The organism is Alkalibacterium sp. f15 (assembly GCF_049389645.1).
Taxonomy (GTDB): domain Bacteria; phylum Bacillota; class Bacilli; order Lactobacillales; family Carnobacteriaceae_A; genus Alkalibacterium.
This window is the reverse complement of sequence record NZ_CP186540.1, coordinates 2,049,374-2,075,263: the sequence shown is the minus strand read 5'-3', so window position 1 is coordinate 2,075,263 and position 25,890 is coordinate 2,049,374. Positions and strand designations below refer to the sequence as shown.

The 25,890-nt window shown below is 43.6% G+C and carries 22 protein-coding genes; 6 read left to right on the top strand and 16 right to left on the bottom strand.

What is annotated here, in order from left to right; all coding sequences use genetic code 11:
* Nucleotides 1-334 precede the first annotated feature (334 nt).
* From ACO1PF_RS09940 to gnd, 7 genes are all read right to left on the bottom strand, one after another.
* The gene (locus tag ACO1PF_RS09940; RefSeq protein ID WP_423188898.1) at nucleotides 335-1,339 is read right to left on the bottom strand and encodes a LacI family DNA-binding transcriptional regulator; all 1,005 of its coding nucleotides are present in this window, start codon (nucleotides 1,337-1,339) and stop codon (nucleotides 335-337) included.
* Nucleotides 1,340-1,411: 72 nt separating this feature from the next.
* Complete coding sequence (locus ACO1PF_RS09935; RefSeq protein ID WP_423188897.1) at nucleotides 1,412-2,047, bottom strand: YesL family protein; 636 nt, start codon at nucleotides 2,045-2,047, stop codon at nucleotides 1,412-1,414.
* A gap of 301 nt (nucleotides 2,048-2,348) precedes the next feature.
* Nucleotides 2,349-3,224, bottom strand: coding sequence for a YihY/virulence factor BrkB family protein (locus tag ACO1PF_RS09930; RefSeq protein WP_423188896.1), 876 nt, complete (start codon nucleotides 3,222-3,224; stop codon nucleotides 2,349-2,351).
* Nucleotides 3,225-3,284: 60 nt separating this feature from the next.
* A complete protein-coding gene (locus ACO1PF_RS09925; protein WP_423188895.1) occupies nucleotides 3,285-4,217 on the bottom strand; it encodes a phosphotransferase family protein in 933 nt (310 codons plus the stop codon).
* 438 nt (nucleotides 4,218-4,655) lie between these two features.
* The gene (gntK, locus tag ACO1PF_RS09920) at nucleotides 4,656-6,188 is read right to left on the bottom strand and encodes a gluconokinase (RefSeq protein ID WP_423188894.1); all 1,533 of its coding nucleotides are present in this window, start codon (nucleotides 6,186-6,188) and stop codon (nucleotides 4,656-4,658) included.
* A 79-nt stretch (nucleotides 6,189-6,267) separates the two neighbouring features.
* Nucleotides 6,268-7,611: a GntP family permease gene (locus tag ACO1PF_RS09915; protein WP_423188893.1), complete on the bottom strand. Its 1,344-nt coding sequence runs from the start codon at nucleotides 7,609-7,611 to the stop codon at nucleotides 6,268-6,270.
* A gap of 30 nt (nucleotides 7,612-7,641) precedes the next feature.
* Nucleotides 7,642-8,541 (bottom strand): phosphogluconate dehydrogenase (NAD(+)-dependent, decarboxylating), encoded by a 900-nt coding sequence (gene gnd / locus ACO1PF_RS09910; protein WP_423188892.1) that lies wholly within the window; start codon nucleotides 8,539-8,541, stop codon nucleotides 7,642-7,644.
* Nucleotides 8,542-8,682: 141 nt separating this feature from the next.
* On the opposite strand from gnd, the gene ACO1PF_RS09905 reads away from it, so the two are divergent.
* A complete protein-coding gene (locus tag ACO1PF_RS09905) occupies nucleotides 8,683-9,543 on the top strand; it encodes a MurR/RpiR family transcriptional regulator (RefSeq protein ID WP_423188891.1) in 861 nt (286 codons plus the stop codon).
* Between the two features lie 79 nt (nucleotides 9,544-9,622).
* Here the strand turns inward: ACO1PF_RS09905 and ACO1PF_RS09900 are convergent, their stop codons facing one another.
* The 7 genes from ACO1PF_RS09900 to ACO1PF_RS09870 form a co-directional block, all read right to left on the bottom strand.
* Complete coding sequence (locus ACO1PF_RS09900; RefSeq protein WP_423188890.1) at nucleotides 9,623-10,873, bottom strand: CinA family nicotinamide mononucleotide deamidase-related protein; 1,251 nt, start codon at nucleotides 10,871-10,873, stop codon at nucleotides 9,623-9,625.
* A 208-nt stretch (nucleotides 10,874-11,081) separates the two neighbouring features.
* Nucleotides 11,082-11,837: a type I methionyl aminopeptidase gene (gene map, locus ACO1PF_RS09895; protein ID WP_423188889.1), complete on the bottom strand. Its 756-nt coding sequence runs from the start codon at nucleotides 11,835-11,837 to the stop codon at nucleotides 11,082-11,084.
* A gap of 1,290 nt (nucleotides 11,838-13,127) precedes the next feature.
* Nucleotides 13,128-14,039, bottom strand: coding sequence for a nuclease-related domain-containing protein (locus ACO1PF_RS09890; RefSeq protein WP_423188888.1), 912 nt, complete (start codon nucleotides 14,037-14,039; stop codon nucleotides 13,128-13,130).
* Nucleotides 14,040-14,631: 592 nt separating this feature from the next.
* Nucleotides 14,632-15,249, bottom strand: coding sequence for a hypothetical protein (locus ACO1PF_RS09885; RefSeq protein ID WP_423188887.1), 618 nt, complete (start codon nucleotides 15,247-15,249; stop codon nucleotides 14,632-14,634).
* Between the two features lie 52 nt (nucleotides 15,250-15,301).
* Entirely contained in the window at nucleotides 15,302-15,922 is a 621-nt protein-coding gene (locus ACO1PF_RS09880) for a hypothetical protein (RefSeq protein ID WP_423188886.1), read from the bottom strand.
* A 244-nt stretch (nucleotides 15,923-16,166) separates the two neighbouring features.
* On the bottom strand, nucleotides 16,167-17,075 hold the full coding sequence (locus ACO1PF_RS09875; protein ID WP_423188885.1) for a diacylglycerol/lipid kinase family protein: 909 nt from the start codon (nucleotides 17,073-17,075) through the stop codon (nucleotides 16,167-16,169).
* Between the two features lie 113 nt (nucleotides 17,076-17,188).
* Nucleotides 17,189-18,625 (bottom strand): glycoside hydrolase family 1 protein, encoded by a 1,437-nt coding sequence (locus ACO1PF_RS09870; RefSeq protein ID WP_423188884.1) that lies wholly within the window; start codon nucleotides 18,623-18,625, stop codon nucleotides 17,189-17,191.
* A 249-nt stretch (nucleotides 18,626-18,874) separates the two neighbouring features.
* Between ACO1PF_RS09870 and ACO1PF_RS09865 the strand changes: the two genes are divergently transcribed.
* Nucleotides 18,875-19,327 (top strand): flavodoxin, encoded by a 453-nt coding sequence (locus ACO1PF_RS09865; protein WP_423188883.1) that lies wholly within the window; start codon nucleotides 18,875-18,877, stop codon nucleotides 19,325-19,327.
* A 173-nt stretch (nucleotides 19,328-19,500) separates the two neighbouring features.
* Complete coding sequence (locus tag ACO1PF_RS09860; RefSeq protein WP_423188882.1) at nucleotides 19,501-20,346, top strand: aldo/keto reductase; 846 nt, start codon at nucleotides 19,501-19,503, stop codon at nucleotides 20,344-20,346.
* 78 nt (nucleotides 20,347-20,424) lie between these two features.
* Here the strand turns inward: ACO1PF_RS09860 and ACO1PF_RS09855 are convergent, their stop codons facing one another.
* Nucleotides 20,425-20,985, bottom strand: coding sequence for a TetR/AcrR family transcriptional regulator (locus ACO1PF_RS09855; protein WP_423188881.1), 561 nt, complete (start codon nucleotides 20,983-20,985; stop codon nucleotides 20,425-20,427).
* Nucleotides 20,986-21,270: 285 nt separating this feature from the next.
* On the opposite strand from ACO1PF_RS09855, the gene ACO1PF_RS09850 reads away from it, so the two are divergent.
* Entirely contained in the window at nucleotides 21,271-22,509 is a 1,239-nt protein-coding gene (locus ACO1PF_RS09850) for an aminopeptidase (RefSeq protein WP_423188880.1), read from the top strand.
* A 91-nt stretch (nucleotides 22,510-22,600) separates the two neighbouring features.
* The gene (locus ACO1PF_RS09845) at nucleotides 22,601-22,951 is read left to right on the top strand and encodes an ASCH domain-containing protein (RefSeq protein WP_423188879.1); all 351 of its coding nucleotides are present in this window, start codon (nucleotides 22,601-22,603) and stop codon (nucleotides 22,949-22,951) included.
* Between the two features lie 45 nt (nucleotides 22,952-22,996).
* Here the strand turns inward: ACO1PF_RS09845 and ACO1PF_RS09840 are convergent, their stop codons facing one another.
* A complete protein-coding gene (locus ACO1PF_RS09840; protein ID WP_423188878.1) occupies nucleotides 22,997-23,554 on the bottom strand; it encodes a GNAT family N-acetyltransferase in 558 nt (185 codons plus the stop codon).
* Between the two features lie 983 nt (nucleotides 23,555-24,537).
* Here ACO1PF_RS09840 and ACO1PF_RS09835 point away from each other — a divergent pair.
* A complete protein-coding gene (locus tag ACO1PF_RS09835; RefSeq protein ID WP_423188877.1) occupies nucleotides 24,538-25,836 on the top strand; it encodes a glucoamylase family protein in 1,299 nt (432 codons plus the stop codon).
* Nucleotides 25,837-25,890: the final 54 nt, after the last annotated feature.

The following is a 25,890-nucleotide window of genomic DNA, read 5'->3' as shown; positions in this document are numbered from 1 at the left end:
GTATGGTTGTTTATTTTGAACTGATTGAAATAAGTATCTGCATCAACTTGCCAGTAAGCACTGGTAAGTCTTTTGTTCTTGTAAAATGGGTCAAAATGAGTGCTGACTTAAAATAGACGTTGGTAACCACGAGCATTGTCGGTTAATTTGTCAAGCTAATCAACCTTAAGCGCTTAACCGCAGTCTTAAATAAAAAGTTATTGATTTATGAACTAAAAACACAGATGTTATCGCTAACAACTCCTATATTCTATAACTTCACCCCTTTATTTCTTCTGGACCCCTTTTTTTTCGCCTTAAGCGCTTAACTTATTTTAATAAAATGGTACCCTGCTTAAGCAAGGCGATGGACTGACTCTCTTTTTATCAAAGATACAGGCACCATTTTTTTATTAATAATTTCAGATGAATCTTTAGCGGCAATTTTATCGAGCAATATAATAGCGGCTTGTTGTCCGATCAATTCTTTGTCTTGACGAATCGTAGTTAACGCTGGATCAACGTGCTGTGCTATTTTGATATCATCAAAACCGACAAATGATATATCTTCCGGAACTTTTAGTCCCGATTCTTTCGTGACTTTCATAGCTGCAATAGCCATTTCATCTCCGGCAACATAGACGGCTGTTGGTTTATCTTTTAAAGATAACAGGCGAATCATTGCTTCTCTACCGCCGGCTTGTGAGTAAAACCCACCGTCGACCAAATATTCTTCTCTAACAGGTAAACCATGTGCGTTCATAGCTTTCTTGAACCCAATTGCGCGTTCAATACCGGCGAACGTTGTTTGATTACCCATGATATGAGCGATTTTAGTGTGACCGTTCTCAACTAAGTGGTTGACCGCTAACCGACTTCCTGACTGGTTGTCGCTGTAAACAGTTCCCGATTCGTTGGTCGGTCTATCAATGTAAACCGTTGGTATCATGTGATCTATCTTTTTGATTTCATCTTCTCCGTGCGATTGGACAATAACGATTCCGTCAACGCCTCGGTGGAGCAAGTGTCTGTAGGTTTCTTGTTGCAGACCCATATGTCTTGAAACAAAAAGCAAATCGTAATTATACAATTCGGCATGTTTTTTGAATCCTTCAATAACTTGACCGAAAAATGGATGGGCAATACCAATTCCAAGATTTTCTCCGAATACTACACCGATCATCCAAGATTTATTCGTTGCTAAGGTTCGAGCTGAAGAATTTGGCGTGTAATGCAGTTCTTCAACTGAAGCCAATATCTTTCGTCTCGCTTTCTCACTTACCTTCTTATTGTTCAAGGCTTTGGAGACCGTCGCTATAGAGTAACCTGCATGCTCAGCGATATCATAAATTGTCACCATGTTAAACTTCTCCAATCGAAAGCGCTTTACATAAGTACTATATCGCACTATGAAATCGATGTCAACAAATTATTACAAATATTTCTTCTTTTTTATTCTTTTGAACGTTTTTGACATGACCCATTGCGTGATAAAGGCGTAGAACGACAACGAATAAAAAAGCATGAGTGCCGGTATATAAGCATAAATAAGGAATCCCACTAAGAATGTATGAACCATGACAAGGCCTGCCACAGGAGAGATAAGTGCGAGCCAAAAACCGTCTTTGATGCTTTTCAGCAATGGATGATCGAACTCAAAATAGATACCCAGAGTGAATGTGGCAACGATCAATACTAAAGCGCTTAAGATGATGAGTGCCGGTAAAACGACGATCTGGATGAAACTGTTCTGCGGCAAGGCTTGAATGACTCTTATATCTACATAAATAAATAAAGTGGCAGCCGTGACCAGCCCGAAATAAATGTTTCCGTCTTTGAAATGTTTTTTGAATTCATGCTTGAATTTCGTAAAGATATGAGACAAGTCTCCTTGTTTGAGTTTCTTTTTCACGATTGAATGCACAGCGAATGTAGCTGGACCCACTCCGAGGACTATTAATCCCAACAAAGAAAAACCTAACCACAGCAAATTTAAATACGCTAGTGTAACCAGCCAGTCCAAAGCTTTCATGATCATATCCATTGATCCACCGTTTGCTTCTTCCATTGAATCACTTCTTTCTATTTTCTAATGCTTGCTTCGGCTATTGCATACGATGCGTTCAACGATCGCTAACCATTTTTGAAGTCATCAGTGGATTTATAAGTCATTTTACTGGTTCTATTAATAAAGCGCAACAAGCTATTTCGATTTCCTGTAATCGTTTACCTGGCTGAAGGCCTGTTTTAATTCGTCTCAATAATCATTAAACCCTTTTAAAACAGGAAAAAAATCTCCTTCAGCTCATTTATTTTGTAAAGCTGTTAATTGTGAAAAGTTTATTCACATTTTATTATCTGTACACAAACTAACGATTTAACCCCACCCATTTACCGATACCTATGCGACGTAGAAATTTCAGGAATTTGCTGGTATCCCCTTTCGCAACAACACCGCCATTTGTCATCCGTATAATGGTCGCATTGACTGTTCCACCGGCCAGAATCGCCAGTGACAACTTCTGAAGGATGGCTAACATGACCATGAAGCTCCCCGTCAATGTAAAGAAAGTGGAATCATCGGGGAGTTGGTAAATGAACAGACGGTAACCGACAATGCCGATCAGTAACGAGCCCGTTGAAAAGAGCGCGCCTGGTATGACTGCTTTGAACGGCTGTCTTACATTCGGAACCAGGTAATACAGCAGGCAAAACGTTATGAAGACGAGTGGCAGGAACAGTGTCCAGCGTCCGGCGGTCGTCGTGCTGAATATCTGAATGAAATAGACGACGAACGTTATCCAGACCGCAAAGACCAGGGTCAGGAAAAAAGCCAGTATGCGGAGAATGACAATGTTGTTGCGATTCTTCACCCCATAGGCTTTATTGAGACCCATTAAAATGGCCGCCATCGTCCAACTGACGGTCCACATTGTTGAAACACCGGCGACGATCAGTATCCCGACGTTGGAACTTTCATAAATCCGGAGCATATCTTCGATTATTTGTTCGGCCAGCGGCTCCGGTGCGATTCGGTAAACGAACCATGACAGTCCGGTTATTTCCTGATTGAATTGTTGTAAAACATTGATTATGCCGACGATCAATGGAAAGAGTGTGAGCAAGACGTAATAAGTGACAAACGTTGAATGCTGCCAGATTTCTCCTTCACGTACTCGTGTACTGATTTCCATGACCCATTCCATTTTTGGAATACGTTTCTTGATTTCATTAAAACTAAACATGTTTGTTCCCTTCTTGCTTCACACTCGTTCACAAACGGGTCAAAAGCTTTATAACTTGGTTTATAGTTGTTGGATTTCCTTTGGATCATTCTTGATTTTTTCTAAAGCCTGCACTAGAAAAGCATCCATTCGCTCACGCATGAGTGCTGCCGTTATGTTTGTCTTTCCAAAGGCTTTCCATCCCGCATAAACTGCAGGCGGCTCTTCGGTATAGACATTCCCTAATGCTTCCAAGTCCCAGTATGGGTCGTACTTCTGGAGTGTACTGTATTTTAGATACGCTTCTAGAAATTCATCTGCAACGTTCAAGCCGTACAGCATCGTAAGGTTCCACCGGCAATGTGCCACGTCGACCTCTCTCGGTCCCATGCATGCGTTTGACCAATCGACGACCCCACTGATATTCTTGTCTTTGAACAAGACATTCGTCGGATGGAAATCACGGTGAATAAAGATGGGGTTGCTTTCCGGCTGTTTCTTCTGGTTTAAATAGTCGAAAGCCTGCTTCCATAATTCAGGACACGTTGACCAGACCGCTTTGACCTCGGTGACTGGATCGAAGTAACGAATATACTCATACGGCACATCGATTTCGTTTGTGTGCAATTGTGCCAAAGTTTCAGCTAATTTTTCTATCCAGTTCGCTCGATCCGCTGGATCCAACACGACATCACCCGCGATGTAACTCATCGCAACGGTTGGGTATGTGGTCTTGAATGCATACGGATCTGCTGCTAATAATACCGGTACAGCAAACGATAAGTGTCTGGCAGAAAGCAGATTCCTCGCCTCTTGTTCAGCGATTTCAGGCTCCACAGCCAGCCACTCCAAGTCAGTATATTCTCTCAAAGCGATCTGACTGATTTCACCGCCTTGGTGAGCTGTCAGCAACCATAAACGACTCGAGGTGCCACCCAACAGCGGTTCAACGTTTATGACTTTGCATTTCAAATCTCGTTCGAGCCAGTTCAATGTCTGGTTAGAAAGTTTCATGACGTGTCCCTCCTTAAATCATACAGACGATAAACGATCAGACTATTTATCGTCCGATCGTTCAGTTCATTTTAATTTGGTTCGGTTCATTAGTTTCAGTTTCATCAAGTGACTATTAGTTTCCACGGTCGTTCACCCTATCACGTTTGTCGCATTTAATAAAGTTTTGGCAGTGCTTTGCTGTCAGAGTTCTTATTACTGACAGATGAGCATCGTATCCTCAGTTTAACATATCCTATTTGACTTAAGTGAAACAATCTTCACTAAGATCAATGATGACTGTTTTCTTTAGGATTTCCAAAAACATACTTTGGCGAGTGAGCCACAGTTAAAAGAAATCGAAAAAAATACACTGACTTCCCCGCTGTCAGATTGCGTGTGCGGATAGTTCAGTGCATTTTTTTAGTTTAACAGCTTTTAGTTTGGGGTTGCAGCCTATTACTTGTAACGCTGCTGGAATTCGGTGATCGCTTCATATTCTTGTTCGAACAAACGGCTCAATCGAATGTAAAGCGGCATCAGTTCTTCATAAACGGCCACTTCTTCTTTTTCAGGAACGCTGATTTCTTGTGTTTCGACCATATGTTTCACTTCCGTCAAATCATCGATTTCTCCAATGGCGAACCGCCCAAGTACTGCGGCTCCAAGGCACGCGCCTTCCACCGTTTGCGGGATATGCACTTCCTGGTTGAAGATATTCGCCATCATCTGTCTCCACACACTTGACTTGGCAAATCCGCCAGTGGCATGGATCCTTTCAGGTATGCCGATCACTTCTTCCAGCGCCAACAGCACCATGTAAAGGTTCATATTGATGCCTTCCAAAACGGCACGCATCATGTGCTCCCTTTTGTGATGGATAGCCAGGCCGTAGAAAGAGCCTCTCGCATTGGCGTTCCAAGAAGGAGCCCGTTCGCCTGACAGGTATGGATGAAACAGCAGGCCGTTTGCACCGGCACGTACCTCTGCGATTTTTTCGGTCATGATTTCGTATGGATCGATGCCTTTTTCTTTGGCTTCTGCCACTTCTTCCTGGCATAATTCATCTCTCAGCCAGCGTAAAATCATGCCCCCATTGTTGACCGGACCTCCGATGACCCAGTGGTTTTCGGTCAGGGCGTAACAGAAGATGCGTCCTTTAGGATCGGTGGCCGGCTTATCAGTCACGGTTCGAATGGCTCCGCTGGTACCGATGGTGACGGCAACGACGCCTTTTTCGATCGCATTGACGCCGAGATTAGCTAAACAGCCGTCATTGGCACCGATGACGATTTTCATATCAGGATGGATACCCATTCGCTCTGCCAGTTCTTCGTCTATATTCGAGATGACTTCGGTTGTTGGAACGAGGGCCGATAATTTATCTTTCGTTATGCCGGCCGTTTCAAGCGCCTCTGTGTCCCAGTCCAGTTCATATATATTGAACAGTCCGGTGGCGGAAGCTATGGAATGGTCCACCACATACTTCTTGAAGAAATGGTAAAAGACATACTCTTTGATGCCTATAAACCGACTCGCTTTATGGAATATATCCGGTTCTTCCTCTTTTAACCACATCAGCTTGGTCAAGGGCGACATCGGATGAATCGGCGTCCCGGTTTTTTCATAGAGTGATTTTCCGTTGGAATTTTTCAATTGCTGCGCATACGGTTCGGCTCGCTGATCGGCCCAGGTGATCGAGGCTGTCAGCGGTTTTCCTTCTTCATCTACGGCAATCAAGCTGTGCATAGCCGCGCTGAAGGAAAGGACACTGATCTTTTCTTTGTCCACTCCTGAATTTTTCATCACTCTCTCAATAGCAGTAATGACCGCCTCCAGTATTTCATCCGGGTCTTGTTCCGCGATTTTTGGTTCCGGTGTCAGCAATGGGTATTCGACTGTCGCTTGATAAATAATTTCTCCTGTGGCAGAAAACAGCACGGCTTTCGTGCTCGTGGTTCCGATATCCGCTCCGATAGAATAGTGTTTCATTTCATTACTCCTTTCAGTACTCGTTTAATAAGAAAGAAGCTCCTGTAACAGAAGCTTCCCGTATTTTATTTATTTATCCTTACATGAAGAATACGCCTAGGAGCATCGCCATGCCTAAACCTGTGAAGCCAATAATGGTTTCCATGACGGTCCAGCTTTTCAGTGTGTCTTTTTCATCTAAACCGAAGTATCTGGAAACTAACCAGAACCCAGAATCATTGACGTGAGAGAAGGCTGTTGCGCCACCTGCGATAGCAATAACGATCAATGCCAATCCTGGTCCTTCTACTCCCATGATCGGTAGTACTGGAGCCATTAAACCGGCTGCCGTGACCATAGCTACGGTCGCTGAACCTTGAGCAATTCTTATGACAGAAGCAATAGCGAAAGCCAGGAGGATCGGTGGTAATGGTGAGGCCGCCATTTGATTACCTAAAACATCGGCCACGCCTGAATCGATAAGCACCTGTTTGAATACGCCACCGGCACCGGTAACCAGGATAATGATACCAACTGGTTCCAGAGCTTTAGTTGCTATGCCCTGTACATCTTTACGTGAGTAACCTCTTTTTGTGCCTAATATTCTGAAAGTCACCAAGGTTGCAATCAGCATGGCGACGATCGGATGACCGACAAATGTCGTTATACTGCGGACTAGATTTCCTTCTGCAAAAACAACGGTCGACAGGGTGTTTAATAGAATCAGTGCCAAGGGTACAAGAATGATGGTCGCTATCAAACCGAAGCTTGGTAATTCTTTGTCCCATTCTTTGTCTTCAATGTTCATATATTCAGGAATACCGACATCAATTTTTTTCGAAATATATTTACCGAATACAGGTCCTGCAAGAATCATGGATGGGATCCCGGCAATGAAACCGAACAAGATGACCCAGCCTAAATCAGCACCGACTAAATCGGCCACCGCTATTGGACCCGGTGTTGGTGGGATATAAGAATGCGTAACTGCCAGACCTGCCAGCAGCGGAATCCCGTAATAAAGCAGTGAACGGCCTGTTTTTCGCTGCAAGCCGTAAACGATCGGAACTAAAATAATAAATCCGACATCGAAGAATACTGGGATAGCAACTAGGAATCCGGCTATACCTAAAGCCCACTGTGCTTTGCCTTCTCCGAATTTCTCCAGCAGGGTGCTTGCGAGACGCTCGACGCCGCCGGATATTTCCAGCATTTTACCGAACATAGCTCCAAGTCCCACAACGATTGCGACAAATCCCAGCGTGCCGCCCATGCCGCTGATGACAGAATCGATGACACTGTTCAGTGGCATACCTGTGGCCACACCGACCAGCAAACTCGTTAACAGCAATGCGACAAACGCATGTAATTTTGTTGTAATAACTAAGAATAATAATACCGCAATTCCTAACGCCGCGATTAAAATCAATAGTGTACCATTCATTTTTATTCCTCCATTTTAAGTAAATTTATATTAATCATTCAACTCAACTGCATGGCCACCAAACTGATTACGTAAGGATGCTACCACTTTCCCAGTAAATGTATCAGACTCCAAGGAACGATTACGCATCATCAGTGACAAGGCAATGACCGGCGCAGATACTTCCAGTTCCATCGCCGTTTCGACTGTCCATCTTCCTTCACCCGACGCATGAACGACCCCTTTTATGTCATCCAGTTTCGGATCTTCGGAAAACGCATCTTCCATCAATTCGATCAGCCATGAGCGTATAACAGAGCCGTTGTTCCATACTCTCGCCACTTCTTCATGATTGTAATCGAAGGAACTTTTTTCCAGAATATCGAAGCCTTCACCAATGGCCTGCATCATGCCATACTCCACGCCGTTGTGGACCATCTTGAGGAAGTGACCACTGCCGCTTTGACCCGTATATAAGTACCCTTTATCGACTGAAATATCTTTGAATATTTGTTCGATCTGTTCGACGACGTTTTTGTCGCCGCCGACCATCGTACAAGCCCCGTTGCGTGCCCCTTCTATGCCTCCACTCGTGCCGACATCAACGTAATGAATGCCTTTTTCCTTAAGTACTCCGTGTCTTCTCATGGTGTCTTTGTAGTGTGAATTTCCTCCGTCAAGAATGATGTCCCCATCAGATAGTAGTGGCGTCACCTTGTTCAAAAGATTTTCCGTGATATCTCCGGACGGTACCATCATCCAGATGATTTTTCTTTCCGAAAAATTATCGACGACCGCCTCGATTGAATGTGCTCCCGTGGCGCCCTTCTTATCGGCTTCTTTCACCAAATCAGCATCTATATCAAATGCGATTACTTCATGGTTGTTTTCCATCAGATTCAAAGCTAAGTTCATACCCATTTTTCCCAGTCCACAAATCGCTAATCTCATTTCCATTCCCCTTTATGAAATATTTTTCTATGTTTTTATTATACAAAAGAATTTTATTCTTTGCAAGCGTTTTCCGGAATTTTATTTCTTTTTATTTGTTTTTACTTTATACTGAAAACAAACATTATGAGAGGTGAGCCCATGAATAAGACTTTTCAAAATAAAAACACCCAGATGCGCATCCGTGCATTACACTCCACATTAAGTGATAAAGAACGGCTCCTGGCCGATTTCATTCTAGACTCTCCGGAAAAGGTCATTCATGGCACGATCAATGAAGTCGCTGAAGAATTAAATTTGGCCGATTCCACTGTCTTCCGTTTTTGTAAAAAGCTTGGATATAAAGGCTTCCAGGATCTCAAAATTTCACTGGCAACAGAAACCACTAATGTGATGAAAGATATCCATGAAAAAGTATCAAAAAGCGACGATGAAAAAACTATTTTAGAAAAAGTTTTTCATTCGAATATAAAAACCCTTCAGGACACCCTAGAGGTCATTGATGATAGTGATTTTTCTGGTGCGGTCGATACGATTCTGCATGCAAATAAAATCGAGTTGTTCGGTTTCGGCGGGTCGAACATCATTGCCATGGACGGCTACCATAAATTCATTCGAACAGGCCTTACTGTCAGTGCCCTGACTGACTCTCATATGCAGCTGATATCGGCTTCACAGTTAAAAGAAGGCGATGTTGCCATTCTGATTTCTCATACGGGACACTCAAAGGATATCCTGGAGATCCTGGAAACAGTTAAAGAACATAATGTCCCTACCATTTGCATCACCGGCTTCACTCAGTCACCACTCAGTCAAGGAACTGATATTTCCTTGTACACGTTGTCGGAAGAAACCGACTTCCGTTCCGAGGCCTTGGCTTCTCGAATTGCACAACTGAGCATACTGGACGCCCTCTATGTCAACGTCATGATGGCGCTGGAAGACAAAGGCAAGGAATCACTGCAGCACGTGCGTAAAGCTATTCAGAAAAAACGGCTGTAATTTTTCTGCAGACAAAAAAGGATCGAATCCGCTGAGATTCGATCCTTTTTCATGTTTATTTTTTTAGAGGAAAGATTTTTCATCTTTCTTCCACTGCTTCTTTCAGATATGCTAGTGCTTCATTTTTTAGAATGCCGCGCAAAACGTACTCTGGCAGCGTTTGGAATGGAATGTTTTTCACTTTTGTAGCTTTACCTTTTCTGGCGATGGCTATATAGCCCGTTCCTGATAGGCGCTGGCCGGATAGATCCAATTCTGTCCTGGCACTGACGCCCAGTCCGACATCCGTCTGAAATTTTTCGGCACATTGTTCAGCTAGTTTTTTTACCACATTTTCCTCGGATTCGCTTTCCAGATCGGTCAGGTCGAATTGTTTTTCGCTGGTCTTGTGATCCCGCGAAACGATTCCGCCTTCAAACACCGATGAGACGCCGGCTATCCCGGTCAAGGAATCCATCACCAGACCGCCTGTAAATCCTTCGACCACGCTTAGGGTAAGTGTTTCTTGATGCAACAACTCCACCACACGGGATTCAATGGTCTGATTCTCGCCGTACCCGATAAAATTCGAAGAAAGCTTAGCGAGAATTTCATCAGCCACTTGCTGGTTCATCTGCTGTGCGGCCTGCAGATCAGCTGCGTTAGCGGTCAATCGGATCATGACGTGGCGCGGTTTGGCATACATGGCGATCGTTGGATTGGTCTGACTTAGGATCCGGTCATCCAAGATGGAGGCCACTTTCGATTCGCCGATGGCATAAAAATTCAGATACATGGAATCGATCACGCCATTTTGCTGAACTTTTTCCAGCAAGTACGGCTTCACGCCATTTTTCAGCATATATTCCATTTCGTACGGTACACCGGGAAGAAGAATGAAATACTGTGGTGTCGTCCCTTCCCTTTCCAACTCGAACGTGGCCCCACAAGCTAGACCCACGTCATTAAGCAGCGTGTTACCATTTTTGAAAGTCAACGATTCGCTGTAAGCCTTACTTGTAGGCTTCTCACCACGATTTTTGAACTCTGTCAGGATCCTTTCGAGCTGTACCTCATCTTCGACCAATTCGTCACCCACAAATTCTGCCACGACCTCTTTGGTGATGTCGTCCTGAGTGGGACCCAAACCGCCTGACAGGATGATGATGTCCGAACGGCTTGACGCTAGCTCCAAAGCATCTCGTATGCGTTCGGGATTATCCCCAACTGTTTGCAGGTGATACGTCCCGATGCCGATACCAAGCAGTTCCTGAGCGATCTTGCTGGAATTGGTATCCACAACGAACCCCATCAGCAATTCGGTTCCGACTGAAATAATTTCTGTTTTCATAAGTAATCTCCTCTGCGGTTTGTTTCTTCATAAGTTTATTGTATCAAAATTTAAAGTTTTAAGCATGAACTGTTGAAACTTGTTTTCTTCAGTTTAGTCGTGTGACTTGCTCGGAAAGTGTGTAGTGGCTGCGCTTGAAACGAACATGTTAATGAAAAAGAAGTGCGACAATGCGCACTTCTCTATTTTAGTATCCAGTTTGGTGCGGTTATTCGCCCGCTTGTTTCGTTAAGATTCGCGGACCGTCTTTCGTGATCGCAATGGTGTGTTCATACTGGCAGCTGAGTCCGCCGTCTTTCGTGCGTGCTGTCCAGCCGTTGTTATCCATTTGTGAGCGCCAAGTCCCGGTGTTTACCATCGGTTCGATCGTGATGACCAGGCCTTCTTTCAAACGGGAGCCTTTACCCGCTTCACCGTAATGCGGTACACTCGGTGCTTCGTGTAAAGTGGGTCCGATGCCGTGTCCGATAAATTCGCGGACAACCGAAAAGCCTTCCGCTTCCACGTGGGTTTGAATGGCATGACCGATGTCACCCATACGGTTGCCCAGTTTGGCCGCTTCGATCCCTTTGTACAATGCTTCTCTCGTGACGTCCATCAGTTTTTTCAGTTCCGGCGTAGGTTCACCGACGCTGTAGCTCCAGCATGAGTCTGCCAGGGCACCGTTCAAGTTGACAACCATGTCCACTTTGATCAAGTCCCCTTGTTGCAAGACCTCTTTACGTGGAAAGCCGTGACAGATCTCGTCGTTCACGCTGACACAGGTTGAGTATTCATAGCCTTCAAACCCTTTTTGTTCAGCGGTCGCGCCGTATTTCTCCATCAATTTTTCAACGTATTTTTCGATATCCCAACCTGTAATACCCGGTTTAATAAAATCGCGCAAATGCTCATGGATTTTAGCTAGCACTTCGCCGGCTTTTTCCATCGCTTCAATTTCGCGAGGTGATTTCAAAGTAATCACAAACATTCTCCTCTTTTTTAAATTATCCTCTACTAGTATAGCGAAAAAACAGCGTTTAAAAAACCTTTTTCTCGAAAAGTTCTTTATCAGGAAGGAGCATACTCGCTACCGGCGAGTATGCACAGCATTGGAAGGGTTGCTTTCGGGAAATTTGGGTATTGATTGAGTGAGTTGTGCGTGGGTTGAGTGAGTTTTTTGAGTTTGTGCGTGACTGGTTCGTGATTCGGGCAAGTTCGGTAAGTAGGATGAGCCGTATCTGTTCTAATTACCGAATACGGGCTGGTTCGGTAGTTAGGAAAAAATTCTCTTTTTCAAAGTGTCGAAGTTGGTGACTGTTCGGCACTTTGAAACTGAGCAAGTAACGCTAATTACCGAATGGGGACTCATTCGGTAATTAGCAGGAGATTAACTTTTCCAAAGTGTCGAAGGTGTATGGAGTTCGGTAATTAGCTGAACGGGGGCCGCGTCAACTTACCGAATACCGCCAAGTTCGGTAAGTTGACGCCACGCTTGGATCCCTACTTACCGAACCGACCGCATAACCCGCTTTTCATGATGTCCATACTCGCTCCAGAGCGAGTATGCACCACTAAACTTCAATGGGTGTAGAAACTGACGCCCGTCAGTTTCTTCTTTCTAAAATTCATAAAGAAGCCTTCGACTCGGGAGTCGAAGGCTCACATATCTTACTCGTAGTAGCTGTTACTTGTCGTTCCTACTTTTGGAAGGAGCATACTCGCTGCCGGCGAGTATGGACAGCATTAGAAGGGTCGCATTCGGGAAATTTGGGTGTTGATTGAGTGAGTTGTGCGTGATTGGTTCGTGATTCGGGCAAGTTCGGTAAGTAGGATGAGCCGTATCTTTGCTAATTACCGAATGAGGGCTAGTTCGGTCGTTAGGAGAAGATTCTCAGTTTCAAAGTGTCGAAGGTGCTGACTATTCGGCACTTTGAAACTGAGCAAGTAACGCTAATTACCGAATCGGGACTCATTCGGTAATTAGCAGGAGATTAACTATTCCAAAGTGTCGAAGGTGTATGGAGTTCGGTAATTAGCTGAGTGGGTTCCGCGTCAACTTACCGAATACCGCCAAGTTCGGTAAGTTGACGCCACGCTTGGATCCCTACTTACCGAACCGACCGCAAAACCCGCTTTTCATGATGTCCATACTCGCTCCAGAGCGAGTATGCACCACTAAACTTCAATGGGTTTAGAAACTGACGCCCGTCAGTTTCTTCTTTCTAAAATTCATAAAGAAGTCTTCGACTCGGGAGTCGAAGGCTCACATATCTTATTCGTAGTAGCTGTTGCTTGTCGTTCCTACTTTTTTGTAGTGTTTTCTACAAACGTTCCTTAGACGGCGTGGACTGATTTGTTTTCCGCACCAGTCATAAAGGCATCGTGCAGTCAGTTTTTCTTTAGGGAAAAGCAGTTTAAACTCTTCTACATGCTCCAGTATTGTTTTATCCAGCGCCTGTTTATTCTGACACGGCACACAGCAACTTTTTTTCCGAGTCACAGTCACCTGACTCTCACCGCAGGTCATGCAGTATACAGTTTTCTTTAGATTTTCATACTCAAAGTCGGGTAACTGTTTCTCATAAGGCACTGATTCTCTATTTTCTTTTACCAACTTTTGAGCCAGATAGCGCTGCTCTTTCGATAGTGGTGTTAGTCGGTGATTGATATCTTTGAAATGTTTCTCAATTTGATTCGGATAAACAACAGATTCGGAAGGCTTTGCCTGATACAGATGAAAGGTTGGATGCACAAATATCACTAAGGCTTCAACACTCAACCCGTACCCTAAATCTTTGATTAACTGCTTCATCAATGTTTTTGCACGACTCACCTGATTCAGTGGACTATTGATCTCCTGCCCAGTGAGCGTCGTCAATTGACCGGCATTCATTTGATAATTCCCTTTATAGTTTTTGATTTCGTATATATATAGCGTATCCGAAGTAATGAGGATACTGTCCACTTGAAACGTACTTGTTCGACTCGTCAGCAGCAAATCATTCAAAACGATCACTTCTTTAATCAGATACTTTTTGACATACGCGTCAAAAAGCTCCTCTCCTTCAAATCCCTTCTCTAGATTGAGCAGATAATTTCGATCAGTGTCCTGCAATTCCATTCGTTTATCCAGTGCGAGAAGTCCCAAGTGAAGTTTAGACTTCTCTCTATGCTTGAGTATCAATTTGCTCTCACCCCTTCACCTTTAATATTGTCCAGCTAATAATTTTTTCATCAAAATTGTTGAGTGTTTTTGAGATATTTTTGTGAATACGGTCTAAACTCGTCAAATCAGCTTCAAATTTGTCATGGTTCGACACTTTGGAGGTGATTTTACTTTTCTAAGTGCTGAATAGTGAAAGGTTCGGTAAGTAGCCAGTGTTGTTCCTCCCCAATGTGCCGAAGCTCATGCAGGTTCGGTTATTAGAAAAATTAAATGCGCCGCTAATTACCGAATGAGCCTCCATTCGGTAATTAGCGGCGCGAAAGTTTTTCAAAGTGTCGAAGGCGTGCCAAGTTCGGCGATTAGCTGAACAGAGTTAGCGGCAACCTACCGAATACCGCCGAGTTCGGTAAGTTGCATCCACGCTTGAATCCCTACTTACCGAACCGACCGCAAAACCCGCTTTTTACGATGTCCATACTCGCTCCAGAGCGAGTATGCACCACTAAACCTTTCAAAGGTTGTGGAAACTGACCCGTGGCGGTCAGTTTCGTCCTTCCGAAGATAAAAAAAGAGGCCTTCGACCCGAGAGTCGAAGGCTTTCCGTATTGTATTAGTCTTGATCGATGAATTCTATCTCGTAGCCTTGGGTCTCAAAGAAGTCTTTGACCGTTTCGCGGCGACGGGTGTTTTCGGGAATCATCACGATCGTGTCTTTGGTTGTTTCATACCCATCAAATATCGGTAACTGGCTTGAATCTATACCGATCGGGTCGTCATGGCCGTCAGGTTGGTAATAGTCCTCTTCCGGCAAACCCGTTAAGCGAAATTCCAGCATGGCTCCAAGTTCCGAATATTGTTCATAAGCTTCATTGTCCATCAGGATCAGGTCGTATTCCGCTGCAGCTAATCTAGCGAGAAAGCCTTCCACCATACGTCCCTGTGGTGTAAAGGATACGTAGGCTGACTCTTTCTCACTTTCCGGTTCCAGCAAATCGTTCAGATCGTTGATCAATGCTTCTTCTTCTAAAAAACTGACTTCGGCTGCAAAGACCGTTACGTGAAAGGTGGTCTCGGTGCGGTTGAATGCATCAACCGTGATAAAGGCCAGGAGCGACACCACGATCACGGCGATCACTACGTGCCAGTGGTAGTATCCCCACAGGTAGTCGATTTTTTCTTTGGTGGTATCTTCTGAATTCAGTATTTCTCTTATTTTCGTTTTCGCCATAAAAGACCGTCCTCTTGATTGATTTTTCTTCCCCATCCGTGCATGATTCTAATTATTGATTTGTACCGAAAAATTCTATCTCGTAGCCTTGGGTTTTGAAGAAGTCTTCGATGGCATCGCGGCGTTGGGTATTTCCGGGAATCATGACAACCAGGTCTTTGGTCGTTTCATACCCATCAAATACCGATAACTGACTTGAATCTATGCCGATCGGCTCGTCATAATTATCCGGCTGATAATAGTCTTCTTCCGACAAACCAGTTAAGCGGAACGACATCATGTTATCATAGGCAGCATATTCTTCAAAATCTGTTTGATTCATCAAAATCACATCATACTCTGCCGCGGTGATTTGGGCCACGAATCGGTCGGCCGTTTGACCGTGAGCCGTGAAAGTAGCATAAGCGGTCTCGTTCCGACCTTCGGGTTCCAACAGGTCGTTGAGGTCATCGGTTAAGTTTGGCGCTTCTTGCTGTACCACTTCTGGCGCCAGTACCGTAACATGAAACACGGTGATGGGTCGGTTCATCCAGTCTTCAAAAAGATAGCCCACAAAAAATAACGCTAACACGGAAAATATCACGTGCCAGCGGTAGTATCCCCACAAGTATTCAAATTTTTCCTTTTTTGTATCATCGGAATTCAGTATTTCTCTTACTTTCGTTTTCGACATAAAGACCGTCCTCTTTATTGATTTTAATTTTCTCTCTTCATTAAAAATTGTCGTGTTCAGTTGATTTTCATCTTATCTATTTTCCTTCCCCATTTTAGCATAGGGGGCAAGTGTATTCAATCAAGGAAAAAAGGGTTGATTATTTGGTGAACAGTAAATTTTAATAAGAGGACGGCCCATCTGGTAAGTGTGCAAGCTCAAAACACCTTTGCTTGCCTTATTTCTTACCTGTAGTATACGCTATTTATTCGTCCGTGTCAGGTATAAAGACTTCGATATGCTGTTTACAAACTTTTAATTTTATCGGTAGTGAATCGCCTTTATCACCGTCAACATTTGTGATGACTGATTCATCTTTTTGTTCATCTGAGAGTGAAACATGGGCTTCTTCGAACTTGCGGTAAAAGACCCGTTCGTCATCGGTCAGTTTTCCAGCTAAGATTTTCGGTATCAGATCGAGCTTGTCAGAAATCTTGTGGCCTTCTAATGCTACCAGGTGCAGGAAGCCATCATCCACGCGTGCGTCTGGAATCATCGATTGAATCCCCGCCACGGAATTCGTTAGGGCAATGAGCACTAGGAATGAATCCACTTCTGCGGTTTCACCGTCGATATCGAATTTGAAGGGGTAGACTTTTTTTTCGGAGATGGCTTTAGCCCCTTCAATAACATAGGCAATCGGACCTAACTTGGTTTTCTTCTCGATCGGCACATCATGGACCGCTTCGGGAACTGATCCGATAGCGACAATATCGATAAAATATGTATCATTCAATTTCCCGATATCGATCGTTTTTTTCTTGCGGTTCGTCAAGGCTTTGATCGCTTTGTCCGGGTTCATCGGGATGTCCAGAACACGCCCCAAGTCGTTGACGGTACCCAGCGGGATAAAGCCAAAAGCTGGTCGGTATTCTTCTGGTGCAATGCCGTTCACGCATTCGTTCACTGTACCGTCACCACCCAAGGCATAAATCGCATCCACCTGAGCACGTGCGGCTTCACGGGCAAACTTTGTAGCGTCCCCGGCTTTTTCTGTCCATTTCAGTTCCACTTCATCATATAATTTTTCAAGTTCGGCTTTAGCTTGAGGACCATATTCTTTGCCTTCTTCACTGCCACTGGTCGGGTTAACGATTACAACTGCTTTTGTCATAGATTCAAACTCCTTAATGTATAGTCATTTTGCTAATCTTATTTTACTTTAAAGTCTCCTAATATACCAAAAAAATGGCCTCGGGACTCCGAGACCATTTCCGCTTCGATCGATTACAGTTCTTTGCCGTTTGATTCGATCACTTTTTTGTACCAGAAGTAACTGTCTTTTTTGTAACGCTTGAGTTCTTTTTCATCCAGTTCTTCACGATCAACGTATACAAAACCGTAACGTTTCTGGTAGCCGTTCATCCAGCTGAGCAGATCGGTATAGCTCCATGTACAATAACCTAATACGTCGACCCCGTCTGTGATCGCTTCTTGAATCGTTCTAACGTGGTTTTTCAAGAAGTCGATACGGTAGTCGTCATGAACCGACCCGTCTGCTTCCAGATCGTCATAGGCACCTAAACCATTTTCCGTAATTAGAATAGGCAGATGATAGCGGCTGTTGATGCGACGCATCGCTATGCGCAGACCGGTTGGGTCGATGTCCCAGTCCCAGTCGGTTTTTTCGATGAAGGTGTTTTCGGCTGATTTATACATGCCAGGAACGCCGCTTGCCTGACTCGTTCCTTTTTTACCGGTCGTATTCATTTTACCCTCAGCCACGCCGTCTATAGGATTCGCTTCAACGGTCGCAGTCTGGTAATAATTCAGTCCCATGAAATCAGGTTTGCCTGCTTTGAGCAGCGCCTTGTCACCGGGTTGGACATCCGGCGTCAAATCATTGCGCTCCAGATATTTCCAGACGACTGACGGGTATTCGCCGCGCACATAGATATCCATCCATAAGTGAGCGTTGAACTCTTCATTGTTTTCTGCCGCCAGTTGGTTGAGTGGATGACTGTCTAACGCATAGGTTGGGCCATATGCAAAACTCGGTCCGATCATGCCAGGCATATCCATTTCTCTGAAGCGTTTGATGACGGAAGCATTTGCCAGATGCGCAATGTGGTTGGCTGCATACATGCGTTTTTCGTCTTTGACATTTGGTGGATGAGCTGCCATGTTGTAGCCGAGTTTGATGAAGATGTTCTGTTCATTCAAACTGACCCAGTATTTCACTCTGTCGTTGTAACGATTGAAAAGGATTTCGGCATAACGGGTAAAGTCTGCGATCACTTGACGATTTTCCCATCCGCCGTATTTGTCCTGCAAAGCTTGTGGGATATCCCAGTGGTACAAGGTGACGAGCGGTTCAATACCGTATTTTAATAACTCGTTGATCAAGTTATCGTAAAATTCGAGTCCTTTCTCGTTCACTTCACCGTCTCCATCTGGGATCACACGTGCCCAGGCAATGGAGAAACGGTAGGCTTTCAATCCTTGATCCGCCATCAGTTTGACGTCTTCTTTGTAACGGTGATAATGGTCAACCGCAACTTCGCCAGTCGTGCCTTTGAAGGTCTTACCAGGTATCTGCACAAATTTATCCCAAACGGATTCTCCTTTTCCGTCTTCTTTCATTGCCCCTTCGATTTGATAAGCGGCAGATGCGGATCCCCATAAGAAGTCTTCTGGGAAGGCATCGAGTTCTTTATGAAACATTGACTCACTCCTCTAATTAGTATTTTTACAACTTGGAAATGGTGTTCGCTTTTATATCTCGCTGAAAATGACACTTGCCCACCTAGTATAACCGTTTTCATTCATCAATCTCAAGAAAAAAATACTTGAACTTTGAAGCCTTTGTTCCAATTGGCTTTCATTGAAAATCTCACCCTAAAATGGTATCCTTTTAGGATAGAGCTTATTTGAACGTTATTAAATAAAAAAGATATTTAAGGAGTGAAAGCAATGCCTAGTGTAATGATCGTGTATGCAAGTTTAACGGGAAACACGGAAGAATGTGCGGAGATTTTGGAAGAAGCGTTTAAAGATTTAGGCGCTGAGGTTGAACTGGTCGAAAGTGTTTTTGCTGACCCTGAAGACTTGAAAGGTGTCGACATCGCGTTGGTTGGTACATACACCTATGGAACCGATGCTGATTTGCCGGATGAAATCGTCGACTTTTATGAAGAACTTGAAGACGTGGATTTAACAGGTAAGATATTCGGCTGCTTTGGTTCCGGTGATACGTTTTATGAGAAATATTGTAAATCAGTGGATGATTTTGATGAGCAATTTGAAAAGACCGGTGCCTTAAAGGGTGCTGAAAATGTCAAAGTGAATTTGAATCCTGAAGCAGAAGACATTGAGAATCTGAAAAGTTTTGCCGTAAAAGTAATGGCAGCATACAAAAATAAGTAAGTAATATTTCTAGAGTAGAGAATAGAGGATGTTTGGTAGTAACAACGGACGTGGGTTGTTGCTTCGGACACCTTTCTTCCCTACTCTTTTTTCAAGCATTCTCGTTGGACCTCTTCCATTTCTTTCGCTATACTTTTAACGAAGGAAAATAAGTTGAAGGTGGGAATTTTTACATGGCATTGACAGAAGGATATCAAATGAATAACGGTTTAACCATTCCAAAATTAGGTTTTGGCACTTTTCAAGCCCAAGATCAAGAATGCAAGCAAGCAATCTTATGGGCCCTCGAAGCCGGCTACCGCCACATCGATACGGCTCAAGGTTACAAAAACGAAGAAGACGTTGGCGAAGCCGTAAAAGAAAGTGCTGTGCCGCGTGAAGAAATCTTCATAACCACTAAACTGGACAACAAAGAACACGGGTATGATAAAACGAAAAAAGCGATTGAAGAATCCCTGCGCAAACTGGACACACCTTATATCGATCTGATGCTGATCCACTGGCCGAACCCCATCCATTTCCGCGATAATTGGAAACAAGCAAACGCCGAAAGTTGGAAAGCCATGGAAGAAGCGGTAGCTATAGGTAAGATAAAAACGCTTGGTGTATCCAACTTCCTTCCGCATCACCTGGATGCTCTACTTGAAACGGCGAATATCAAACCGGCTGTGAATCAGATCCTGCTGAATCCAAGCGAAATGCAGCCCGAGACAGTTAAATATAATAACGAACACAACATCATCAATGCAGCTTATAGTCCTCTCGGCACAGGTAAGATTTTTGAAATCGACGAATTGAGTGATTTGGCTGAAAAATATGACAGATCGATCGCGCAACTCGTTTTACGCTGGAGCTTGCAACACGCTTTCTTGCCTCTGCCAAAAACAGTCACGAAAGAACGTGTCTGGGAGAACGCCGCTATCTTTGACTTCGACATCGAAGAAGTGGATATGCAACGGATCGACGGTCTGGCCGGCCGTGCCGGCTCGGCGAAAGATCCTGATACGGTTCCATTTTAATTTACTGAACAACAAAAAAAGGCTTGATTAGGAGGTTTCATACCTCTTATTCGAACCTTTTTTACTATAACTAATTTTTCAGGAATTTTTCCAAGTGATCAATGAATGGGCAACGATATGATTGGCTTTATCTACGAGTTCTTTTTCGGTGAATTCATATTGCCCTTGGGCAGTTAATACAGCCATTCCATGAATAGAAGGCCAGACGATATCTAAAAACGCCTTTTTTTCCACGCTATTTTTTTCGTCTAATTCTTTCATCTGATCCATCACTTGGTTTAACGAAAGGAAGGCACACTCATGTAAGGGGCTGGATGCTGCTTCTCCTCCCAAAAAGAGAGCGCAGAAAAGAGGTCCTTCTTCTTTAGCAAAACGTATGTAATTCGCACACACATAATCTAAACGAGTATCCTTGACAGAAATATTGAATACATCTTTTCGGATGATCTCTTTTACATAATCAAGTAAATTTTCTTTCAAATCATCCATATTTTTAAACTCTTTATAAATCGGTTGAGTCGATGCATTAAGATACTCGGCAATGCGTCGCGCTGTGAAATGATTAAAACCTTCATCTTTTATTAATTCCAAAGCAGCATCTAAGATATGCTCTTTCAGAATTCTCCTTTTTCTAGGCATCTTCTTCACTCCCTTATTAATAAAATTTTAACCTCTAATACCCTATAATGATTACAAGTATAACATATTGAACATTATGGTTAAAGGCTTTTAAACCAGTTTAAAAATATAATTAATTTATCATAAGTAGTCGGACGCCTTTTGTTTTTCGTCAGACAAACCTGTTAAAATAATCCGACCAATCAGATTTATATTAAATACCGGTGGCAATCATTTTTAGATTGTGACATCCTGTCATCTGTGCTAATATTATATAGTAATGTAAAAAATGTAGGAGGAATTATTATGGTATTACCGAATTTTGAAGACAATCTAAAGAAATACGCTGACTTGTTAGTAACAACAGGTGTAAACGTTTCTGATGGGCATACTGTTGTATTAAGCGTTGACGTTGATCAAGCTCCACTGGCTCGTTTAATAACTGAAGCGGCTTATCAAAAAGGCGCTAAAGAAGTTATCGTTAAATGGACGGACGATCAAGTGACTCGTTCCACATTCAAACATGCTCCTGAAGAAGTCGTTGCTACTGTTCCTGAATATAAAGTAGACGAATCGCTGGATTTCATCGAAAAAGGTGCAAGTCGTATCAGCGTTCGTTCTTCTGACCCTGATTCACTTAAAGGGCTGGACAACAAGAAAATCGCTGCTGCTCAAAAAGCAAATGGCCGTGCGTTTTCAGCAATGCGTAAAGCCACTCAGTCAAACAAAGTAAGCTGGGTCGTTGCTGCCGCATCTGGTGAAAAATGGGCTGAAAAAGTATTCCCTGAACTGAACACTGCTGAAGAACGTGTTGATGCGTTGTGGGATGCTATTTTTAAAGCCATTCATTTATACGATGAAAGTCCTGTCTCCTCTTGGGAAAACAAAGATAAAACTTTAGAATCCAAAGCAGAAGAATTGAACAAAGAACAATTCGTTTCACTGCACTATACAGCTTTAGGCACTGACTTGACTGTCGGATTACCTGTAGGTCACCGTTGGGAAGGCGCCGGCAGCTTGAACGCTCGCGGCGAACGCTTCATGGCTAACATGCCTACTGAAGAAGTATTCAGCGCACCTGATGCTAACCGTGTCGACGGCGTGGTTGTTTCTACCAAGCCATTAAGTTATGCCGGTAACATCATTGAAGGCATGGAATTCCATTTCAAAGATGGTAAAGTTGTTGACGTTAAAGCTGAAAAAGGCGAAGACGTGCTTAAAGAATTGATCAAAACGGACGAAGGTGCAGCACGTTTAGGTGAAGTTGCTTTAGTACCAGACGCTTCCCCTATCTCACGGTCTGGTTTGACCTTCTTCAACACCTTATTTGACGAAAATGCTTCAAACCATTTGGCACTGGGTTCTGCTTACGCATTCAACTTAGAAGGCGGAACAGAAATGTCTGAAGACAAACTGAAAGAAGCCGGATTAAACCGTTCTGACGTTCACGTTGACTTCATGATCGGTTCAGACCAAATGGATATCGACGGAATCCGTAAAGATGGCACTCGCGTACCCGTATTCCGTAAAGGTGCTTGGGCTTAATACAAGGAAAAGTAATTTAAGATTCAAAAAATTAATGATGTGAAATTCCCCTATTGCTTTCAGGGGAATTTTTTATGGGAGGAAACATTCGATGCATTACTTTATGGGACTTTATGATCGTCCTTTTGAACTAATGGCTTCCGGCAAGAAAACCGTTGAAGTACGCTTAAATGATGAAAAACGACGCAAGCTGTCTGTTGGGGATTTCATTACCTTCAGCAAATTAACTGATCCATTTGACGACGTTACCGTACGTGTCAATAATTTGACCCCCTTCCCTACTTTCAAGGAAATGTACGAAACCATTCCGGCGAGAGACTTGGGTTCACATGGTAAAACAGTTGAGGCCCTGTTGGAACGGACCTATGCACTCTATGCCCCTGAAAAAGAAAAACAATGGGGGACCCTTGCGATAGAAATCGGAAAACAAAAAACTGACTAATTAGTAAAAGCTGCCCAAGTTGGCAGCTTTTTACATTTATAAGACTTATTTCTCTGTAATAACAGGTTCAAACTTCTCTGCTTTAATGGTATTGACGATATCTTTGATTTCATCCAATAAGGTCCTGAAACTTTCTTTATTGAACGTTTCTTTGTTACATAATAGTTCAAAATGCTTGTTGGCGTAATGTATGTTGTAGCCTGTTTCCATAAAGCCAGTACGTTTGTAAAACTCTTTTTTTGCTTCGCGTTGCTTTATGTTTGGTTCATCATCTGCCATTTCTTCAAGATCCAGCACGATCTGCTTGCTGGGATAGTACTCTTGTAATGCGATGAGTGTAGGCCCTCCGTATCCTTTTGCTCGGTGTCGTTTGGCTATCGCAAAGAACATCAGATACGCGTCTCCCTTATTCTTGGCTATGAGAAAAAAGCCGATGAACAGTTCGTCGGCTTTAATGGCCAGAAAATCAAACTGATCGGACTTGGACACCTCGGCCAGCTTATCAAAAGGGATTCTCTCTACCTTAGGAAAGGCCTCTCTGTTGAGTCTTTTCATTTTTCTAATGTCCTTGCGCTCTAATTGTTCGATGGGTACCAGATGCATTGAGATTCCCCCTTGCTGTTAGCTCGTCCTGTCGTGGCGTTTCTCTTAGTGAGCGGTCATAGATGTCATGTCATCTATCTGCTTCAACTGTCACCCATAGTATACCTCAAATCATGGTATTTACTTGGGTATGACCCACTCGTCGTGGGATTTTTCTGAATCTGCACTCTTGCGTGCGGGATGTCGAACTCACCACAGAATTATTTCTGAATCTGCAGTCTTGCGTGCGGAATGTCGAACTCACCACAGAATCATATCTGAATCTGCAGTCTCGCGTGCGCAATGTCGTACTCACCACAAAACTATTTCTGAATCTGCACTCTTGCGTGCGGAATGTCGAACTCACCACAGAATTTTTTCTGAATCTGCACTCTTGCGTACGGGATGTCGAACTCACCACAAAATTATTTCTGAATCTGCATTCTTGCGTGCGCAATGTCGAACTCACCACAGAATCATTTCTGAATCTGCAGTCTTGCGTGCGGAATGTCGAACTCACCACAAAATCATTTCTGAATCTGCACTCTTACGTGCGGAATGTCGAACTCACCACAAAATCATTTCTGAATCTGCACTCTTGCGTACGGAATGTCGAACTCACCACAGCATCATTTCTGAATCTGCACTCTTACGTACGGAATGTCGAACTCACCTGCATAATTCTGCCGAGTCTGTCGTTCAACCTAAGACGTCGGCTGAAGCGCATTTTTATAATAAAACACATTATTGTTTTTATGACACTACCTTCAATGATTTTAAATGAAACCAATTCCCTCAAAGGGAATTGGTTTTTCCCTTTTAGAGAAAGACCACCCAAACTATTTTTGGAAGACTAGCTTTTTCATCTGGTTTTTAAATATCGTTTAAATATTAATAAAGCGCTTTATTTATACTTAGGTTTTGTATATAATAAGAGTTGTCGAAACGTTTCAACAAATCCATAAACAAATCACGAACTAAACACAAACCAAGGAGGAACTTTTTTGAAAAAACTATTAGCCGGATTATCTTTACTTATTTTAGCAGGCTGTCAGTCACCTGAGGCAGAACTGACAACGGTCGCTGAAGATACCTTTGCCTTTTTCGAAGACTTCACTGATCCAAAAACAGGATTGACTTCGGACCGTGTCGATCTCAATGATTCGTGGAAAGAAGCCGGTCATACTTCACCCACTAATATTGCCATGTATCTGTTGAGTGTTGTCTCCGCTGTCGAGATGGATTTTATTACGGCTGACGAAGGTCAGGAAAAAATAGCCGTGACACTGGATACACTGGAAGAGATGGAAACGTGGAACGGTTTGTATTACAATTGGTATTACATAAATGATGGCGAGCTGATGACCGACTGGGGCCAATTCATTTCCATGGTCGATAACGGTTGGTTGACTGCAAGTTTTATCGTCATCGGTGATTATTTTGATGACTTGAGCACGCAGACCGATCAGTTGGTTGCGGGCATGGATTACAGTACTTTATATGATGAAGACTTCGGGTTATTCCGAGGGGGTTATGATGTTCAAGCTGAGGAGATGACTGAGCACCATTATGGCACTTTTTATTCCGAAACGCGTATCACCAGTTATTTAGCCATCGGAAAAGGTGATGTGCCGGAAGAACACTGGTGGAATATCAATCGGACAAACTTACCCACTGACACCTGGCAGTCGCAGATCCCGACCGGTGAAATGGTCAGTTATGGCGACAAAGAATTGTATCAGGGACATTATGAGTACGAAGGCATCTCCTATGTTCCAAGTTGGGGCGGCAGCATGTTTGAGGCGTTGATGCCGGCTCTTATCCTAGATGAGATCGGCTTGGCCGAAAAAGGCTTAGGCTTAAACAACGCACGACACGTACAGGGTCAGATTAAATATGCTGAAATGAATGACCTGCCTGCTTGGGGCTTCTCTCCCGCTGCCCTTCCTGACGGCTATTCAGAATTCGGCGCACCTGTGATGGGTATTTCCGGATATGCAGATCTTTCAACGGTCACCCCGCACGCCAGTTTCTTGGCGCTGGACTATGACAGCGAGGCCGTGATGGCGAATCTTGCGTATTTAAACGACTTTGACATGTATGGAGACTATGGCTACTATGACACGCTTAATCTGGATACGGAAGAGATCGCTAAGGCCTACTTGGCGCTGGATCAGGGCATGATCATGCTTTCGATTGCCAATCACCTGCATGACGGTCTGATCCGAGAGCATTTCCATAATACTGAAATCGGCAGTCAGCCGGAACACTTATTGATAGAAGAAGACTTTTTGATCGAATAAGACTTTATCCTTTTCTTGATCAAATTAAAGCAAATCGACAGACAAAAGAGAGGC

Coding starts and splice junctions, on each gene's coding strand:
- ACO1PF_RS09900 (WP_423188890.1), bottom strand. CDS start 10,873: ATGAAAACAGAAATTATTTCAGTCGGAACCGAATTGCTGATGGGGTTC.
- ACO1PF_RS09860 (WP_423188882.1), top strand. CDS start 19,501: ATGGCATTGACAGAAGGATATCAAATGAATAACGGTTTAACCATTCCA.
- ACO1PF_RS09925 (WP_423188895.1), bottom strand. CDS start 4,217: ATGAAACTTTCTAACCAGACATTGAACTGGCTCGAACGAGATTTGAAA.
- ACO1PF_RS09930 (WP_423188896.1), bottom strand. CDS start 3,224: ATGTTTAGTTTTAATGAAATCAAGAAACGTATTCCAAAAATGGAATGG.
- gntK (WP_423188894.1), bottom strand. CDS start 6,188: ATGAAACACTATTCTATCGGAGCGGATATCGGAACCACGAGCACGAAA.
- ACO1PF_RS09905 (WP_423188891.1), top strand. CDS start 8,683: ATGAATAAGACTTTTCAAAATAAAAACACCCAGATGCGCATCCGTGCA.
- ACO1PF_RS09865 (WP_423188883.1), top strand. CDS start 18,875: ATGCCTAGTGTAATGATCGTGTATGCAAGTTTAACGGGAAACACGGAA.
- ACO1PF_RS09850 (WP_423188880.1), top strand. CDS start 21,271: ATGGTATTACCGAATTTTGAAGACAATCTAAAGAAATACGCTGACTTG.
- ACO1PF_RS09855 (WP_423188881.1), bottom strand. CDS start 20,985: ATGCCTAGAAAAAGGAGAATTCTGAAAGAGCATATCTTAGATGCTGCT.
- ACO1PF_RS09875 (WP_423188885.1), bottom strand. CDS start 17,075: ATGACAAAAGCAGTTGTAATCGTTAACCCGACCAGTGGCAGTGAAGAA.
- ACO1PF_RS09940 (WP_423188898.1), bottom strand. CDS start 1,339: ATGGTGACAATTTATGATATCGCTGAGCATGCAGGTTACTCTATAGCG.
- ACO1PF_RS09915 (WP_423188893.1), bottom strand. CDS start 7,611: ATGAATGGTACACTATTGATTTTAATCGCGGCGTTAGGAATTGCGGTA.
- ACO1PF_RS09885 (WP_423188887.1), bottom strand. CDS start 15,249: ATGGCGAAAACGAAAATAAGAGAAATACTGAATTCAGAAGATACCACC.
- ACO1PF_RS09935 (WP_423188897.1), bottom strand. CDS start 2,047: ATGGAAGAAGCAAACGGTGGATCAATGGATATGATCATGAAAGCTTTG.
- ACO1PF_RS09845 (WP_423188879.1), top strand. CDS start 22,601: ATGCATTACTTTATGGGACTTTATGATCGTCCTTTTGAACTAATGGCT.
- ACO1PF_RS09870 (WP_423188884.1), bottom strand. CDS start 18,625: ATGTTTCATAAAGAACTCGATGCCTTCCCAGAAGACTTCTTATGGGGA.
- gnd (WP_423188892.1), bottom strand. CDS start 8,541: ATGAGATTAGCGATTTGTGGACTGGGAAAAATGGGTATGAACTTAGCT.
- ACO1PF_RS09840 (WP_423188878.1), bottom strand. CDS start 23,554: ATGCATCTGGTACCCATCGAACAATTAGAGCGCAAGGACATTAGAAAA.
- ACO1PF_RS09880 (WP_423188886.1), bottom strand. CDS start 15,922: ATGTCGAAAACGAAAGTAAGAGAAATACTGAATTCCGATGATACAAAA.